The organism is Leisingera sp. S132 (assembly GCF_025144465.1).
In the GTDB taxonomy this organism is placed as follows: domain Bacteria; phylum Pseudomonadota; class Alphaproteobacteria; order Rhodobacterales; family Rhodobacteraceae; genus Leisingera.
Window position 1 is genome coordinate 3178379 of sequence record NZ_CP083553.1, and the last position, 15417, is coordinate 3193795.

Sequence of the window (15417 nt, forward strand, 5' to 3'; positions counted from 1 at the left end):
GGGGCTCCTGTTTATCCAGTCCAGCCAAGGCCCGCGGCAACGCAGTTCATCGACTGCATCAGCGGGACCGGCACTGTTGAAGATTTCCGGGCGCGCTCTTCCCGCAGGAGGCGCACTTGGGTTTTGTGAATTTCGCGCAGCATGTTTTCGACACGGCCAAAGCGGGCGCGCAGGCGCGGGAACCGCTGGGACAGGCTGCTGTCTCCGGTGAGGAACAGGATCGCCTCGCAGGCAAGCTGATACTCCTTGCGGATGGAGCCAAAGATGCGCTCCCGGATTTCAGCGTCCTGCACCAGCGTTGCGTAGTCAGCTGCAATCTCCATGTCGCTTTGCAGCAGGGTCTTTTCGACCTCGTCCACCACCAGGCGGAACAGCGGCGAGCCCGCGAACATGTCCTGCAGCACCGCATCGCCGCGCGCGCCGCGGAACTTGCGGAAGCTGGCAACCGCCGAGCCGAAACCGTACCAGCCGGTGATCATGTGGCGGTTCTGCGACCAGGCAAAGACCCAGGGAATTGCGCGCAGGTCGTCCAGCGACCCGGCGCCGAAACGGCGCGCAGGGCGCGAGCCGATCTTGAGCATGGCCAGCTCTTCCACCGGGCTGGCCTGCTGGAAATAGTCCAGGAAACCCTGTGCGTTCAGCAGGTTGGAATAGGCCGCCTGTGACATCCCTGCGAGCGCCTCGAACGCGTCATCGAATTCCGGGTTTACCGGCGGCGTGTCTTCTTGCAGCGAGTGGCGCAGCACCGAGGACGCCATCAGCTCCAGTTGATGCAGGGCAGTGCCGCGGTTGGCGTATTTCGAACTGACAACCTCGCCCTGTTCGGTGATCCGCATCCGGCCCGCGATGGTGCCTGCGGACTGTGCGGCAATGGCGCGCTCCGCAGGTGCGCCGCCGCGGGAGACCGAACCGCCGCGTCCGTGGAAGAACACCGGCTTCATCCGGTGCGATGCCAGGGTGCGGGTGATCAGGCGCTGCGCCTTTTCCAGCTCCCAGGTGGAGCAGAGGAAACCTCCGTCCTTGTTGCTGTCGGAATAGCCCAGCATCACCTCGATCCGGTTGTCACTGGACTTCAGCGAACGGCGGGCAAAAGGAACATCCAGCAGCCCGTCAAGAATGCTTGGGGCCGCGCGTAGGTCGCCGATGGTTTCAAACAGGGGCACCACCTTGAGCGCGGCTTTTTCAGCCCCGAAGCCCGCATAGCGCGCCAGCAGGTAGACCCCCAGCAGATCATCGGTGGAACGGGTCATCGACAGAATGAACGGCCCCATCGCCTGCGGGTCCTCGCCCGCCCCTGCATCACGCATCAGCCGCAAGAGCTTCAGCAGTTCACCGCTTTGCGGGCTCAGCTCATCCGGAGTCATATAAGGAAGCGAGGCGCTGCCCAATTCCTTACGCAACCGCGCCGACCATTCGGGACTGCCGAAGTCCGGCACTGCGCCGGACCGTGCCCAGATCTCGGTCAGTGTTTGGGTTGTCACGGTGGAATTCTGGCGGATATCCAGCGTCACCGTGCGGAAGCCAAAGACATCCGCCTGCCAGCGGATCGGCCGCACATAGCGGGCGGCCAACCGGTGCGCGCCGATTTCCTCCAGCGCCTCTTCCACTTCTGTCAGGTCGGCAACGAAGTCCCCCAGATGTTTGTAGGCGCCGGTTTCCTCCGCCGCGGTGGCCTTGATCCGCACCAGAATTGCAGTCAGCGCTTGGCGGAAGACTTCACCCGGATTGCGGGCAGACAGCGCCGCGGTACCGGGCGCCGCGGCAATGACCTTTGCCAGCCGGGCAGAGGCGCTGTCCGGCAAGGCAAACACCGCCGCCGAAATGGAAATCCTCTCCGCCGCGGTGGTCAGCTTTTTCTGGTAGCGTTTCAGGATTGCCGCACGGTTCGCGGTCAGCGCTGCCGCCGTGGCCTCCACCGTCACATTCGGGTTGCCGTCGCGATCGCCGCCGATCCAGGAATGGAATTTGAGGCATGGCGCGTCGGCACTGTCGCCCAGCCACGGCCCGGCTGCTGCGATGTAGCGCTCAAACAGCTGCGGCACGGCATCAAACAGGCTATCACGGAAGAACTGCAGCCCCCATTGGATTTCATCCTGCAGGCTGGGCCGGTCGCGGCGCAGCTCGCCCGTCATCCACAACAGGTCGATTTCGGATCGCAGGTCCGCCAGCAGATCAGCGCGCTCGCGCGGGGTCCAGCGCTTGGCTTCCAGCGACACCAGCCCGCGGTAGATGCGGCGATGGATTTCCAGGATGGTGACACGCTTGGCTTCGGTTGGATGCGCGGTCAGGGTCGGGCCGATGGAAAACTGGCTGGCGACCTCCTGCAGACGCTCAGGCGTTGCCAGTTCCCCGGCCAGATCCAGCGCGCGGGCAAAGCTGCCCTCGACCACTTCCGGCCCGTCCTGCGTTTCCGCCATGCGGCGGTCGCGCATGGCGGCGTTTTCCTCGACGATCTTCAGCAGCTGGAACCAGATGTTGAAGGCCTGCATGTAAGCAGTCGCGGGCTGACCGTCCGACAGGTTCCAAGGAGACTCACCGGTGGCACGTTTTGCCACTTCCGGCGCGCGCTGGCGCAGGACATCCAGCCAGAGCGTTTGCAGTTCGGTGCGCAGTTCGGTGGCATAACCCGTATCTTCGAACACCGCTTGAGTGGTTTCCGCCGGGTTTCCCATTACATCACCCGGTCACGCGGCTCGCGCCCTGCAAAGAAGTCAGTCAGGTTATCCAGCACACGGTAGCCCATCGCTTCGCGCGCCTCCCGGGTGGCACTGCCCAGGTGCGGCAGCATCACCAGGTTTTCGCAATCCAGCAGGTCCGGGTTGATGCGCGGCTCGCCGTCAAAAACGTCCAGCGCAGCACCGCCAATGGTTTCGAACCACAGGGCACGGGACAGGGCCAGTTCGTCGATCACCTCGCCGCGGGCGGTATTAATAAGGAATGCATCGGGCTTCATCAGGTTCAGCATCCGGGTATTGATCAGATGCCGGTTGGCAGGCCCGCCGGGACAATGCAGCGAAACGAAATCGCACTGCGGCATCAGATCTTCCAAGCTGTCGGCCTGGGTTGCATTGTAGCGGGCCAGAACGTCTGGCGACACGCGCGAACGGTTTTGCACCACGATCTTCATGCCGAACCCGTGGTGGGCACGCCGCGCCATTTCCTGGCCGATGCGGCCAAAGCCAACGATGCCCAGCGTCTTGCCCGAAACCTTGGTGCCGACCAGATGGGTCGGGCGCCAGCCGGTCCACTCGCCGGCGCGCAGCTCGCGCTCGCCCTCGCCAGCCCGGCGGGCCACCATCAGCATAAGGGTCATGGCGATGTCAGCAGTGCATTCGCTCAGCACATCCGGGGTGTTGGTCACAGTCATTCCGTGGCCGGCGGCCCCATGCATATCAATGTGGGAGTAGCCGACGCCGTAATTGGCCAGAATCCGGGCCTGCGGCTTTGCGATGTCAAACGCCCTGGCGGAAATCTTGTCAGTGACGGTCGGCAGCACCGCGTCATAAGACGTCATCGCTTCGCGCAGTTCATCCTCACTCAGCGGCTTGTCGCCCGTGTTCAGCACAGCATCAAAAGTTTCAGAAAGCTGCGCCTCAACTGCGGCGGGCCAGCGGCGGGTCACCAGTACCTTCGGCTTTGCCATGGTGTCATCTCCCTGACGTGCTTGTGCTATTAAAAATGCGCTCCACCCCCGCCATTGCCCCGGGCCAGGGGTGGAGCGTCGCACCTGATCCAGGGCTGGATCAGGCGGCGTTCTTTTTCATGACGCTTGCGATGGTTTCACCGATCACGGCGGGGTTTTCGGCAACGGTCACGCCAGCCGCCGACAGGATTTCCACCTTCTCGGAGGCGGACTCACCGAAGGCCGAGATGATCGCGCCCGCGTGGCCCATGGTGCGGCCCTTGGGTGCGGTCAGACCCGCGACATAGGCAACAACCGGCTTGGTCACGTGGTTCTTGATGTAATCCGCCGCTTCCGCTTCCTGCGGGCCGCCGATTTCACCGATCATCGCAATGACCTCGGTTTCCGGATCCTGCTCGAACCATTCAAGGATGTCCTTGAAGGAGGAGCCGTTGATCGGGTCGCCGCCGATGCCCACAGAGGTGGAAACCCCCAGGCCCAGCTCTTTCAGCTGCGCCGCTGCTTCATAGCCTAGGGTGCCCGAACGGCCGATGATACCCACGGTGCCTGGCAGGTAGATATGGCCCGGCATGATGCCCAGCAGCGCCTTGCCCGGCGAGATGGTGCCCGCGCAGTTCGGCCCGGTCAGGATCATCCGCTTGTCCTTGGGATAGCGGTACATGTAGCGCTTCACGCGGATCATGTCCTGGGCCGGGATGCCGTCGGTGATGCAGACACAGTATTTGATGCCCGCATCCGCCGCTTCCATGATGGAGTCGGCTGCAAACGGCGGCGGAACAAACACCAGCGAGGCATTGGCGCCAGTGGCCTCCACCGCTTCTTTCACAGTGTTGAAGACCGGCACGCCCTCGACGGTCTCGCCGCCCTTGCCCGGCACCACGCCGCCAACAACGTTGGTTCCGTATTCGATCATGTCCTTGGTGTGGAACCGGGCAATCTTGCCGGTGATGCCCTGGACAATGACACGGCTTTCGCGATCAAGAAGGATGCTCATTTGACGGCCCTCACACGGGTGTTTTGATCAAGGTCGTTTTTCCAGGCGCCGACGGCCCGCTCTGCGGCTTCCATCAGCGAGGTTGCACGGATCAACGGCAGGCCGGACTGGGCCAGGATCTTTTGGCCTTCCTCCACATTGGTGCCCGCCAGACGCACCACTACCGGCACGTCAACCTCAACTTCACGCAGCGCCTGCACAACACCTTCGGCCACCCAGTCGCAGCGGTTGATGCCGGCGAAGATGTTGACCAGAACCGCCTGCACATTGCTGTCGGACATCACCAGACGGAACGCCTTGGCGACCCGTTCCGGGGTTGCCCCGCCGCCGATGTCCAGGAAGTTGGCAGGCTCGCCGCCGGCCAGCTTGATGGTGTCCATGGTCGCCATCGCCAAACCGGCGCCATTCACGATACAGCCGATGTTGCCTTCCAGGCCGACATAGGACAGGCCGCGGTCGGCGGCGCGGGCTTCGCGCGGATCTTCCTGGGACTTGTCGCGCAGCTCTGCGATCTGCGGGTGGCGGAACAGGGCGTTGTCGTCAAAGGTCATCTTGGCGTCCAGCGCGATGACCCGGTTGTCCGAGGTGACCACCAGCGGGTTGATCTCAACCATGGTGGCGTCCAGTTCGGAAAACGCCTGGTAGCAGCCCTTGAGCGTGCGCACCATCTGCTGCGTCATCGCCGGTTCGATGCCCAGGGCAAACGCGATCTCGCGCGCCTGGAAGTCCTGCAGGCCAACGGCCGGCTCAACGGTCGATCGCACGATGGACTCGGGCCGCTCGGCAGAGATCTCCTCAATCTCCATGCCGCCCTCAGAGGAGGCAACGATCATCACCCGCTGGCTGGAGCGGTCCAGCACAAAACCCAGGTAGATCTCGCGGGCAATCGGCACCGCGCCCTCGACGTAGACACGGTAGATGCCTTTGCCTTCGGGGCCGGTCTGGTGGGTCACCAGCTTTTTGCCGAACAGGTTCTCAGTCGCCTCATAGATCTCGGCTTCCGAATTGCACAGCTTGACGCCGCCCGCCTTGCCGCGGCCGCCTGCGTGAACCTGAGCCTTGACGATCCATTTGTCGCCGCCCAGTTCCCGCGCGCGGTAGGCCGCCTGCTCGGGGCTGTAGGCCAGTGCGCCGGGCGGAACCGTCACACCGAAGTTGCTCAGAACTTCCTTGGCCTGATACTCGTGGATATCCATGGTCCTCTCCTCCTCATGGATGTCGGAATTCTATTACTCAGCCGGTTCCAGTTCCGGTGCGTAATGCTTGTCGAGCAGGGCGTTGATCGCCTCCATGTCGACCTTGGCACCCATATCGTTCATTGCCTTGCCAAAGCGGTTAACGATGTCGGTGATGGCCGCCGGGGTGATCTGGTTCAGGATGCCGATGCGGACCTGCACCGGTTCCGACAGGGTCGGCCAGATGCCGAAGCCAACGGCCCGGCAGTTGCCCACCAGTTCCTTTTCGCGGCCCGCCAGGGCACCGGGCAGGTTCAGAACCACCAGGCTGGTCATGTTGCTGGTCACGTTGCAACCCATGGCGGTCACAGCGTCGCGCAGCGCCTTCTCGTGGAAGGCATAGTCGCGGGCCTTCTGGGCGCGGCCATGCTGCAGGGTGATGCGCAGCGCCTCGTGGAAGGCCGCGACCGCATAACCGGAATGCGTGCGGTGGTAGGTGCCGGCGGCAACGTCCTGGCCGTCCACGATGCCCCAGTGGCGGGCCTCCAGGATCGGATTGTGAACATAGGAATGGCAGCCGTTCTCGCGCACGGTCTGGATGTACTGGTCGGTGAAAGACACAGGCGCATAGGTCAGCGGCAGGCACAGCACGCCCTTCTGCGGGCAGGACGCCCAGCCGGCAACGCCCGGGTAATCGTCGATCGAGAAATCTTCGATGCCCAGCGACGACACTGCGTCGATCAGGCCCATCACGCCGTGCTTCACACAGGCATCCGAGAACCCCTTGAGGTCATTGATGCGGCCCGAGCCGGTTTCCCAATGCGCCATGAAGGCCCACTTGGGCTTCTTCTCAGCCAGCACCTGCTCCACTAGTTTGCCTGACACCGACTCGCCGTGCGGCACGTCCACCACGGTGACGGAGGCCGGCTGCGGGTTCATCGCGTCAGCGGCCAGCTCCTCGCGGGTGGCGGCCTTCATGCGGATGGTCATCGCGTCGATGCCGGAGAAGGTGCCGTTCTGGAAGGCAACCACGGTATCGCCCGGCAGGATTGCGTTCAGCATGCAGTCCAGGCCGGAGAAGCCGGTGCCGCCGACGCCGTAGGTGTAGGTGTTGGCGGTGCCCCACAGATCGCGCAGCATCTGCTTGCACTCGATCATGCCGCGCAGCACGTCCGCCTGCATGTGGTCAGCCAGGCCGGTGTTGGCAAAGGCCTGCAGCACGCGGGGGTCGGTATTGCCCGGCCCGGGGCCAGCGGCCAAGGTTTCCGGGATTTCCAGGCTGGGAAAGATCGTGGGGTCAGTCATCGGGGTCAGGCCTCGCTGTTGTCGTTTCGGCGATGCGCCGGAGGTCACGGGCCTTCTTTGCCGCGATCTTCGCTGTGGGAAGGTTTGTTTCCTGTGGGTCAACATCTGTTAACGCTAGGAAAACCTAGGTCGACAAAACCCGCAACATTCCTATATCCTGCTTTTGGGTATCTAAATGGGTGGCAAGAAACCTACCCATACTGGTAAAAATACCGTTGCATACCGAAAATGACCCCGCCCGTTTGGGTAGTTTTAACATAAGGGCACCAAATGCCTCCTATAAGCGACAAAGTTTCCCCGATATCGGTCATGCTTGCTGACGCAAATCCGCTGGTGCTGTCGGCCATGTCCGAGATCTTCGAAAAGGACCCGCGATTCTCGCTGGTCGCCACTTCCGCCACCGCCGAAGGCTTCCTCGGAACCGTGATGCGGGTGCCGGTTCAGGTCGGGATCATCGACTGGAACTTGCCCGCGCTTGGCGGCGCCAAGCTGATCGAAGTGCTGCGCGACCAGGCCAACGCGCCGCGGCTGGTGGTCTATGCCGACGGCAGCGGCGACGTCCCGCGCAAGGCGATGAGCGCAGGCGCCGCCGGCTTTGCGCCGCGTTCCAGCGCCGTCGACGGGCTTTTGGACACCTGCCTGGCCGTGGCCGCGGGCAAGATGGTGTTTCCCTTCCTCGACGTCCGCGGCCTGCAGACTGATCCGATTGAGCAGCTGTCGCGCCGCGAGCGCACCATGCTCGAGGCGCTGTCCAAGGGGCTCACCAACAAGGAGCTCAGCAAGGAGCTGGAAATCTCGACCAACACGGTGAAATTCCACCTGTCGAACCTCTACGAAAAACTCTCGGTCAAGAACCGCGCCCAGGCAATCGCGTTCTACTACGCCAACCGCGCCGCCAGGGGCGATTTCAGCCTGGAGGAATGACCCCGGATTGCCGCCCAGCGCCTCGCACGCGGGCACGCACACGCGTACGCACGCGAGGGCGCGACGCGCGGGCGCGCTCCCGCGCGAATGTATTTAAATGAAAACTTTTTTCTTGACAGGAAACTGTCTGATGAGGAATGGCTAGGGAGGAGAGGACGAAACCCCATTGCGAATGAGGAGCGCACCCATGTCGTTTCATACCATCGAACAGGCCCCTGGCCGCCTGAACCGCAGCGAGCTGGCAATCCCCGGATCCCAGCCCCAAATGTTTGAAAAAGCTGCGAAATCCGACGTCGACGTGATCTTTCTTGATCTCGAAGACGCGGTTGCCCCGGACGAGAAAGACCAGGCCCGAAAGAACATCATTGAAGCCCTGAACGACATCGACTGGGGCAACAAATCCATGTCAGTCCGAATCAACGGTCTCGACACCCACTACATGTACCGCGATGTGGTCGATGTTGTTGAACAGGCAGGCGAACGCCTTGACCTGATCATGGTTCCCAAAGTCGGCACCGCCGCCGATGTTTACGCCGTCGACATGCTGGTCACCCAGATCGAAGACGCCAAGGGATACAAGAAGCGGATCGGCTTCGAGCACATCATCGAGACCGCACTTGGCATGCAGAACGTGAGTGAAATTGCCGCAGCCTCCAAGCGCAATGAATCGCTGCATTTCGGCGTTGCCGACTATGCCGCCTCGACCCGTGCCCGCACCACCATCATCGGCGGCGTGAACCCGGATTACTCGGTGCTGACCGACCCGGCTGCAGACGGCTCCCGCGACGTGCACTGGGGCGACATGTGGCACTACGCCCTGGCCCGCATGGTGGTGGCCGCGCGCGCCAATGGCCTGCGCCCGATTGACGGCCCGTTCGGCGATTTCCAGGACAAGGAAGGCTACAAGGCCGCCGCAAAACGCGCCGCTGTGCTGGGCTGCGAGGGCAAATGGGCGATCCACCCCAGCCAGATCGAACTGGCCAACGAGGTGATGTCGCCGTCGGACGCGGAAATCACCAAGGCGCACCGCATCCTGGAAGCGATGGCCGAAGCTGAAGCGGCCGGTAAGGGCGCGGTGTCGCTGGATGGCCGCCTGATTGACTATGCCTCGATCCGTCAGGCAGAAGTGCTGGTGGAAAAGGCCAAGCAGATCGCCGGCAACTAAGCCGCCGACTGCTTTCAAGACCTTAGGCCGCCCCGGCAATGGCTGGGGCGGCTGATCGCCGCTATGCCAGAGAGATGCAGATGACCGGATTGCTGACCACCGCCAAGGCCCTGTTCCAGGCCGCTGTCGACCGGGCAGACCCGGCCAAAGCCCTGCGCGCCCAGTTGGCGTCTTCCCCGCTCTCCCCCCTCCCCGAAGGCGGCAGGAATGTGCTGCTGGCAGTGGGCAAGGCCGCCATACCGATGATGCGCGAAGCGCTGGCGCTAATCCCGGACGCGGACCAGTCTCTGGTCATCACAAACCCAGAAAACTACACCGAAATTTCTGGTGCCACTGTCCTCTGCGGCAGTCACCCGGTGCCGGACGAAAAGAGCGCTGCAGCAGGTCAGGCAGCCATAGAACTGGCGCGTTCTCTCGGCCCGGATGACCGGCTGGTTGCGCTGATTTCCGGCGGCGGCTCGGCCCTGATGGTGGCCCCCGCCCCCGGCCTGACGCTGGCGGACAAGGCAGCCGTGAACAAGCTGCTGCTCGCCTCCGGGCTCGAGATCAACGAGATGAACCTGATCCGCCAGCAGCTGTCGGACACCAAAGGCGGCGGAATGCTGCGCCACGCCGCGCCAGCCCGGGTGCAGGCCTATATCCTGTCGGACGTGATCGGCGACGACCTGCGCGCCATCGCCTCCGGCCCCACCGTGGCCCCCATCGGCACCCGCGCCCAAGCGCGGGAAATCCTGCAGCGCGCAGGTATCTGGGACAGTGCCCCGAACGCCGTCAGGACCCATCTCAGCATGGCTGAAGAGGTCAAGGAAACCCCGCCGCCCGCCGTCAACACTTTGATCGGCTCCAACCGCCACAGCCTCAAGGCGATGATGGCCGCTGCCGCTGAATACTGGAGCCCCAAGCTGGTGTCGCACCGGCTGGTGGGTGATGTGGCAGAGGCCGCTGAAACTGTTGTAAAAGCGGCGGAAACCGCCCCCAAGGACAAACCGGTCGCGCTCATCTTCGGCGGTGAAACCACAGTTCAGCTCCGCGGCACCGGCCTGGGCGGGCGCAACCAGGAGCTGGCTCTGCGAGTCGCCAAACTGGGCGCGGAACGGCTGGGCGGCGACTGGCTGTTTCTCTCCGGCGGCACCGACGGGCGCGACGGCCCGACCGACGCCGCAGGCGGCATCGCGACCCCCGCCACCTGGCAGGCCATCAGGACTGCCGGTCAGGACCCGGACGCGCTGCTTGCCAACAATGACAGCCATGCCGCGCTGAAGGCTGCGGATGCGTTGCTGATCACCGGCGGCACCGGCACCAATGTGGCCGATGTCCAAGTTTTCCTGAGGCTGCCAGACTAACCTTGTAAGCGACGCCCGCCTGCAGCTTTGCTGAGCGGCCAGCCATATCCGGATCAACCTGAGAGCAGGCTAAGGTGTTTTCATGGCGCAGCACAATCCTCTGCCGCAGGAGAACTTTCCGGGCGGGATTTCCGCCGCCCGCCCTGCACGGAACGGAGGCAGGCCGCCTACATCTCGACGATTTTGCCGGGGTTCATGATGTTGTCGGGGTCCAGCGCCGCCTTGATCGCGGCCATGTAACGGGTGGCCTCGCCCAGTTCCTGCTGCAGATAGGGGCGCTTGCCCTGGCCGATACCGTGCTCGCCGGTGCAGGTGCCGTCCATCTCTATCGCCATCTCGTTGAGCCAGCCGATGTACTCGTCCGCCTTCTGGCGTTCGAGGTCGCTGTCCATGTCGATCAGCAGGAGCGCATGGAAATTGCCGTCGCCCACATGGCCGACCATTGGCGCCAGAAGCCCCATGCTCTCGGCCTTCTCCCGGGACTTTCCGACGCATTCCGCCAACTTGGAGATTGGCACGCAGACATCGGTGGAAATCCCCTTGGCACCCGGGCGCAGCTGCAGGCAGGCCCAGTACATGTCGTGGCGCGCCTGCCAGAGCTTGCTGCGCTCTTCCGCTGTCGAGGTGGCAGCGATGTCAAAGCCGCCGAATTCCTCCGCGATGGAGGCAAACATGTCCGACTGTTCCACCACGCCTGCCTCCGAGCCATGGAATTCCAGCAGCAAAAGCGGCGTTTCCGGCAAGTCGAGGCCGGAATAGGCATTGGCGGCACGCACGCTCATCTCGTCCAGCAGCTCAATGCGGGCAACGGGAATGCCGTATTGGATGGTCATCATCACCGCGCGGCAGGCTTCATCCACCGTGCGGAAAGAACAGCGGGCGGAGCGGATCGCCTCCGGGATACCCTGCAGTTTCAGGGTCAGTTCGGTGATCAGGCCCAATGTGCCCTCGCTGCCGACCAGAAGGCGGGTGAGATCGTAACCAGCGGAGGATTTCTTGGCCCGCTGCGCGGTGCGGATCACGGCGCCATCGGCCATCACCGCCTCCAATCCCAGCACGTTGTCCTTCATGGTGCCATAGCGCACCGCGTTGGTGCCGGAGGCGCGGGTGGCCGCCATGCCGCCAAGCGAAGCATTGGCGCCCGGGTCGATGGGGAAGAACAGGCCCTGGTCGCGCAGGTAGGTATTGAGCTGCTCGCGCGTGACGCCGGGCTGCACCACCACGTCCAGATCCTCTGCATGGACCGCGATGATCTGGTGCATCCGCATCATGTCAACGCAGATGCCGCCTGCGGGGGCGTTCACATGCCCCTCCAGCGAGGTGCCGGTGCCGAAGGGAATGACCGGCACGCCGTATTCGGCGCAGACCGTGACGATCTCCGACACCTCACGCGTGGTGGCGGGAAAGACCACCGCATCCGGCGCCTGGTTGGTAATCCAGGTGGTGGTGTGGCCATGCTGCTCGCAGATCGCCTGGCCGGTCTGCAGCCGGTCGCCGAACTGCTCGGTAAGCGCATCGATGGCGGCAGCAATCCCAGCCTCGTTGCGCGGCAGTGATGTGGCTTGGACCATGGCGGCCTCCCCTGGCAGCGGGGCGCGGCGCCCCGGAACAATTCACCTGTTAACCTACGCGCCGCTCTTACCGCCGGGCAATACCCAGTAGCTGGTAGATCCTGTTTCAAGGTCAAGGCTGCGCCTGCCGCAAGGCAAGCGCAGCCAAGTCTCTCAGCGAGCCAGTTCAGTTAACCGCCCAGCGCAATCCCCTCACGCCTTGGGTCTGCCGCGCCTTTCAGGCTGTCACCAATCTCAATCGCATGGACGCCAGAAGTGAGGTCACGCATGTTCACCTCATACCCCATCCCCGTCAGCGCCTCCGACAGGCCTTCGGCGCTGGTGCCCGCTTCCACGTCATAGGTGCCAAAACGGTTCACCAGATGCGGCAGCGCCAGCGCCGCTTGGATATCCATCCCCCAATCGGCCCAGGCGATGATCGACTTGGCCACATAGCCGATGATGCGGCTGCCGCCGGGGGAACCGATGGCCAGCACCGGCTTGCCGTCCTTCAGAACAATCGTCGGCGCCATCGACGACCGCGGCCGCTTGCCCGGTTCCAGCCGGTTGGCAACCGGCACCCCGTCCGCATGGGTGCGGAAAGAGAAATCCGTCAGCTCATTGTTTAAAAGGAACCCGCCCGCCATCAGCCGGGAGCCAAAGGCGTTTTCAATTGTCGTGGTCATCGACAGCACGTTGCCATACTGGTCCACGATGGAAATGTGGGAGGTCGAGGGCAGCTCAATGGACTCATCATCCGCGAGCAGCGCGTGGTCGAACTCCGGCGACCCCGGCGCCACCTCGGGCAGCGCGTCATCGCCCTGCAGCAGTTCGGCGCGGCTGGCAAGATAGTCCGCCGCCACCAGACCGTGGGCGGGCACCGGCACATAATCGCTGTCCGCCATGTAGCGGCCCCGGTCGGCAAAGGCGAGGCGTGAGGCATCGCCAATGAGCCGCCAGGCCTCGGCGCTCTCCGCGCCCAGCGCTGCCAGATCATAGCTGTTCAGCATTCCCAGGATCTGCCCCACGGTCAGCGCGCCAGAGGACGGCGGCCCCATGCCGCAAGCCTCGAAATCGCGGTAGGCCGCACAGACCGCCGGGCGTTCCTTGACCTGATAGAGCGCCAGATCGGTGGCAGAGAGCACGCCGGGATTACCCTCGGCACCTGTCACCGCCCGCACGATCTCTGCCGCGATGGGGCCGGAGTAGAACGCCCCTGCCCCGCCCTCGGCCAGCGCGCGCAGCGTGGCAGCATAGTCCGGGTTCAACAGGGTTGCGCCCTCGGCAACCGGTTCGCCCTCCGGCAGGAAATAGGCGGCTGTGGCCGGGGCGCTTACCAGCCGCTCGGCGTCCCCCGCCACCAATGCTGCCAGACGCGGCGAGACGGCAAAACCCTCCTCTGCCAGCTTGATCGCCGGCTCAAACAGCGACGGCCAATTGGCGCGCCCCCAGCGGCGGTGGGCCTCTTCCAGCAGCGCAGGGGTGCCAGGCGTGCCAACCGACCGGCCGCCGACAACTGCATCGAAAAACTGCAGCGGTTCGCCGTTTTCATCCTGAAACAGGGTCGGCGTGGCCGCCAGCGGCGCAGTTTCGCGCCCGTCCAGCGTGGTCAGCGCGCCCGTCGCAGCATCATACCAGACCAGAAACGCGCCGCCGCCCAGGCCTGAGGATTGCGGCTCCACCAGCCCCAGCACGGTCTGCACCGCCACCATCGCATCAGCTGCACTGCCGCCAGCGCGCAGCACCGCCGCACCGGCCTCCACCGCATGCGGGTTTGCGGCAGCGACCATCCAGTTATCAGCTTCAATTGCTTCACCGCGTGCCTTGGCCTCCAACGCGGCAGCCACTTCCGGGGAGATCGCCTCAAAGGTGCCGGCGGTCGCAGCCTCGGGCGCAACAGCATCAGCGGCCTCCTGCGCAAAGAGCGGGGATGCCGCTGCAAGGGATAAAAAATACAGGCTTTCCTGCCAGCGAATACGCATCATTTTCTCCTTCGGAATTCGTCTTGCCCGGCAATGCTGCCACCAATCCAGATTTGCGACAATCCGCCACACCCCCAAGGCTCCGCACAAGACCCTGTGCGGGAAATGCCTATTGACGTAAGAAAAGTATCCCGATTCCTAGATCAAATTCGGAACACTGCTCTATATTCATCAATTGAGTCGGGAATATTTACCAGATGCGGACCCCTGAAAAGAACAAACGATCGAAGGGCCTCACAGCATTGACGGCACAACCTGATCCGGCGGCCGGTGGCCGTCTTCAAACGTCTTGATGTTCAACAGCACCTTCTCGCCCATCTCGATCCGGCCTTCGATGGTGGCGGACCCCATATGCGGCAGCAGAACCACATTGGGGAGCTCGCGCAGGCGCGGGTTGATGTCGGTGCCGTGCTCATAGACGTCGAGGCCGGCGCCCGCGATCTCATCCGTGCGCAGCATCCTTGTCAGCGCGTGTTCGTCGATCACTTCGCCGCGCGAGGTGTTCACGATCACCGCCGAAGGTTTCATCAGCTTCAGCCGCCGCGCGTTCATCAGGTGGAAGGTGGAGGGAGTGGAGGGGCAGTTGACGGAAATCACATCCATCCGCGCCACCATCTGGTCGAGGCTCTCCCAGTAAGTGGCCTCCAGCTTCTCCTCGATCTCAGGGCGCAAGCGGCGGCGGTTGTGGTAGTGGATCTGCATCCCGAAGGCGGCGGCGCGCTTGGCCACGGCCTGCCCGATCCGGCCCATGCCTAGGATACCCAGACGGCGCCCTGCAATGCGGCCGCCCAGGAACGCGGTGGGCGCCCAGCCCTGCCAGTCGCCCTTCTGCATCACCGCCAGCCCTTCGGGCATCCGGCGCACCACGGCCATGATCAGTGCCATCGTCATATCGGCGGTGTCATCGGTCAGCACTCCGGGGGTGTTCGACACCAGAATGCCGCGCTGGCGGGCAGTGGCAACATCGATGTGATCCACGCCGGCGCCGTAGTTGGCAATCAGCTTCAGCCGCTCGCCGGCCTGGCCCAGCAGGCCCGCGTCAATGGTATCGGTGACGGTCGGCACCAGCACATCGGCGTCCTTCAGCGCCGCCGCCAGCTCGCTTCGGGTCATCGGGGTGTCATCCTCGCGCAGGCGCACATCGAACAGCTCGCTCAGCCGGGTTTCCACAGGTTCCGGCAACCGTCGCGTAACGACAACACTCAATCGGTCTCTTGGCACTTGTGCTCTCCCTTGGGCTTTTCATTCCGCACGCCTCCGTGGCATCGTGGCCCAGTATGCGCAGAGGCACAAGAACCCAACCGCATTCCCTGACCGTGCACCCGGAATTTGCCGG

11 protein-coding genes are annotated in these 15417 nt (G+C 63.8%); 3 read left to right on the top strand and 8 right to left on the bottom strand.

The genetic code is table 11. The features are described 5' to 3' along the window. Nucleotides 1-11 precede the first annotated feature (11 nt). The 5 genes from K3725_RS15680 to K3725_RS15700 all read right to left on the bottom strand — a co-directional run bounded on the left by K3725_RS15680 (nucleotide 12) and on the right by K3725_RS15700 (nucleotide 7117). Nucleotides 12-2672 carry a phosphoenolpyruvate carboxylase gene (locus tag K3725_RS15680; protein ID WP_260016219.1) on the bottom strand — a complete coding sequence of 887 codons (2661 nt, stop codon included), beginning with the start codon at nucleotides 2670-2672 and terminating at the stop codon, nucleotides 12-14. Beyond that, nucleotides 2672-3643, bottom strand: coding sequence for a D-glycerate dehydrogenase (locus K3725_RS15685; protein WP_260016220.1), 972 nt, complete (start codon nucleotides 3641-3643; stop codon nucleotides 2672-2674). Before K3725_RS15685 ends, K3725_RS15680 begins: the two co-directional genes overlap by 1 nt. Nucleotides 3644-3743: 100 nt before the next feature. After that, nucleotides 3744-4637 carry a succinate--CoA ligase subunit alpha gene (gene sucD / locus K3725_RS15690; protein WP_260016221.1) on the bottom strand — a complete coding sequence of 298 codons (894 nt, stop codon included), beginning with the start codon at nucleotides 4635-4637 and terminating at the stop codon, nucleotides 3744-3746. Next, nucleotides 4634-5833 (bottom strand): malate--CoA ligase subunit beta, encoded by a 1200-nt coding sequence (locus K3725_RS15695; protein WP_260016222.1) that lies wholly within the window; start codon nucleotides 5831-5833, stop codon nucleotides 4634-4636. The genes sucD and K3725_RS15695 overlap by 4 nt, the downstream gene beginning before the upstream one ends. A gap of 33 nt (nucleotides 5834-5866) precedes the next feature. After that, on the bottom strand, nucleotides 5867-7117 hold the full coding sequence (locus tag K3725_RS15700) for an aminotransferase (protein ID WP_260016223.1): 1251 nt from the start codon (nucleotides 7115-7117) through the stop codon (nucleotides 5867-5869). A 309-nt stretch (nucleotides 7118-7426) separates the two neighbouring features. Here K3725_RS15700 and K3725_RS15705 point away from each other — a divergent pair, with 309 nt between their 5' ends. The 3 genes from K3725_RS15705 to K3725_RS15715 all read left to right on the top strand — a co-directional run bounded on the left by K3725_RS15705 (nucleotide 7427) and on the right by K3725_RS15715 (nucleotide 10549). Continuing rightward, a complete protein-coding gene (locus K3725_RS15705) occupies nucleotides 7427-8041 on the top strand; it encodes a response regulator transcription factor (RefSeq protein ID WP_260016224.1) in 615 nt (204 codons plus the stop codon). Between the two features lie 187 nt (nucleotides 8042-8228). Next, nucleotides 8229-9206: a CoA ester lyase gene (locus tag K3725_RS15710; RefSeq protein WP_260016225.1), complete on the top strand. Its 978-nt coding sequence runs from the start codon at nucleotides 8229-8231 to the stop codon at nucleotides 9204-9206. A gap of 80 nt (nucleotides 9207-9286) precedes the next feature. After that, nucleotides 9287-10549 (top strand): glycerate kinase, encoded by a 1263-nt coding sequence (locus K3725_RS15715; RefSeq protein ID WP_260018624.1) that lies wholly within the window; start codon nucleotides 9287-9289, stop codon nucleotides 10547-10549. Nucleotides 10550-10716: 167 nt separating this feature from the next. Here the strand turns inward: K3725_RS15715 and K3725_RS15720 are convergent, their stop codons facing one another. From K3725_RS15720 to K3725_RS15730, 3 genes are all read right to left on the bottom strand, one after another. Further along, nucleotides 10717-12120, bottom strand: a complete 1404-nt coding sequence (locus tag K3725_RS15720) for an FAD-binding oxidoreductase (protein WP_260016226.1) — start codon at nucleotides 12118-12120, stop codon at nucleotides 10717-10719. Between the two features lie 170 nt (nucleotides 12121-12290). Further along, nucleotides 12291-14081: a gamma-glutamyltransferase gene (gene ggt / locus K3725_RS15725; RefSeq protein ID WP_260016227.1), complete on the bottom strand. Its 1791-nt coding sequence runs from the start codon at nucleotides 14079-14081 to the stop codon at nucleotides 12291-12293. Between the two features lie 234 nt (nucleotides 14082-14315). Beyond that, nucleotides 14316-15302: a D-glycerate dehydrogenase gene (locus K3725_RS15730; RefSeq protein ID WP_260016228.1), complete on the bottom strand. Its 987-nt coding sequence runs from the start codon at nucleotides 15300-15302 to the stop codon at nucleotides 14316-14318. Between the last annotated feature and the right edge of the window lie 115 nt (nucleotides 15303-15417).

Coding starts and splice junctions, on each gene's coding strand:
- K3725_RS15680 (WP_260016219.1), bottom strand. CDS start 2,672: ATGGGAAACCCGGCGGAAACCACTCAAGCGGTGTTCGAAGATACGGGT.
- K3725_RS15685 (WP_260016220.1), bottom strand. CDS start 3,643: ATGGCAAAGCCGAAGGTACTGGTGACCCGCCGCTGGCCCGCCGCAGTT.
- sucD (WP_260016221.1), bottom strand. CDS start 4,637: ATGAGCATCCTTCTTGATCGCGAAAGCCGTGTCATTGTCCAGGGCATC.
- K3725_RS15695 (WP_260016222.1), bottom strand. CDS start 5,833: ATGGATATCCACGAGTATCAGGCCAAGGAAGTTCTGAGCAACTTCGGT.
- K3725_RS15700 (WP_260016223.1), bottom strand. CDS start 7,117: ATGACTGACCCCACGATCTTTCCCAGCCTGGAAATCCCGGAAACCTTG.
- K3725_RS15705 (WP_260016224.1), top strand. CDS start 7,427: ATGCTTGCTGACGCAAATCCGCTGGTGCTGTCGGCCATGTCCGAGATC.
- K3725_RS15710 (WP_260016225.1), top strand. CDS start 8,229: ATGTCGTTTCATACCATCGAACAGGCCCCTGGCCGCCTGAACCGCAGC.
- K3725_RS15715 (WP_260018624.1), top strand. CDS start 9,287: ATGACCGGATTGCTGACCACCGCCAAGGCCCTGTTCCAGGCCGCTGTC.
- K3725_RS15720 (WP_260016226.1), bottom strand. CDS start 12,120: ATGGTCCAAGCCACATCACTGCCGCGCAACGAGGCTGGGATTGCTGCC.
- ggt (WP_260016227.1), bottom strand. CDS start 14,081: ATGCGTATTCGCTGGCAGGAAAGCCTGTATTTTTTATCCCTTGCAGCG.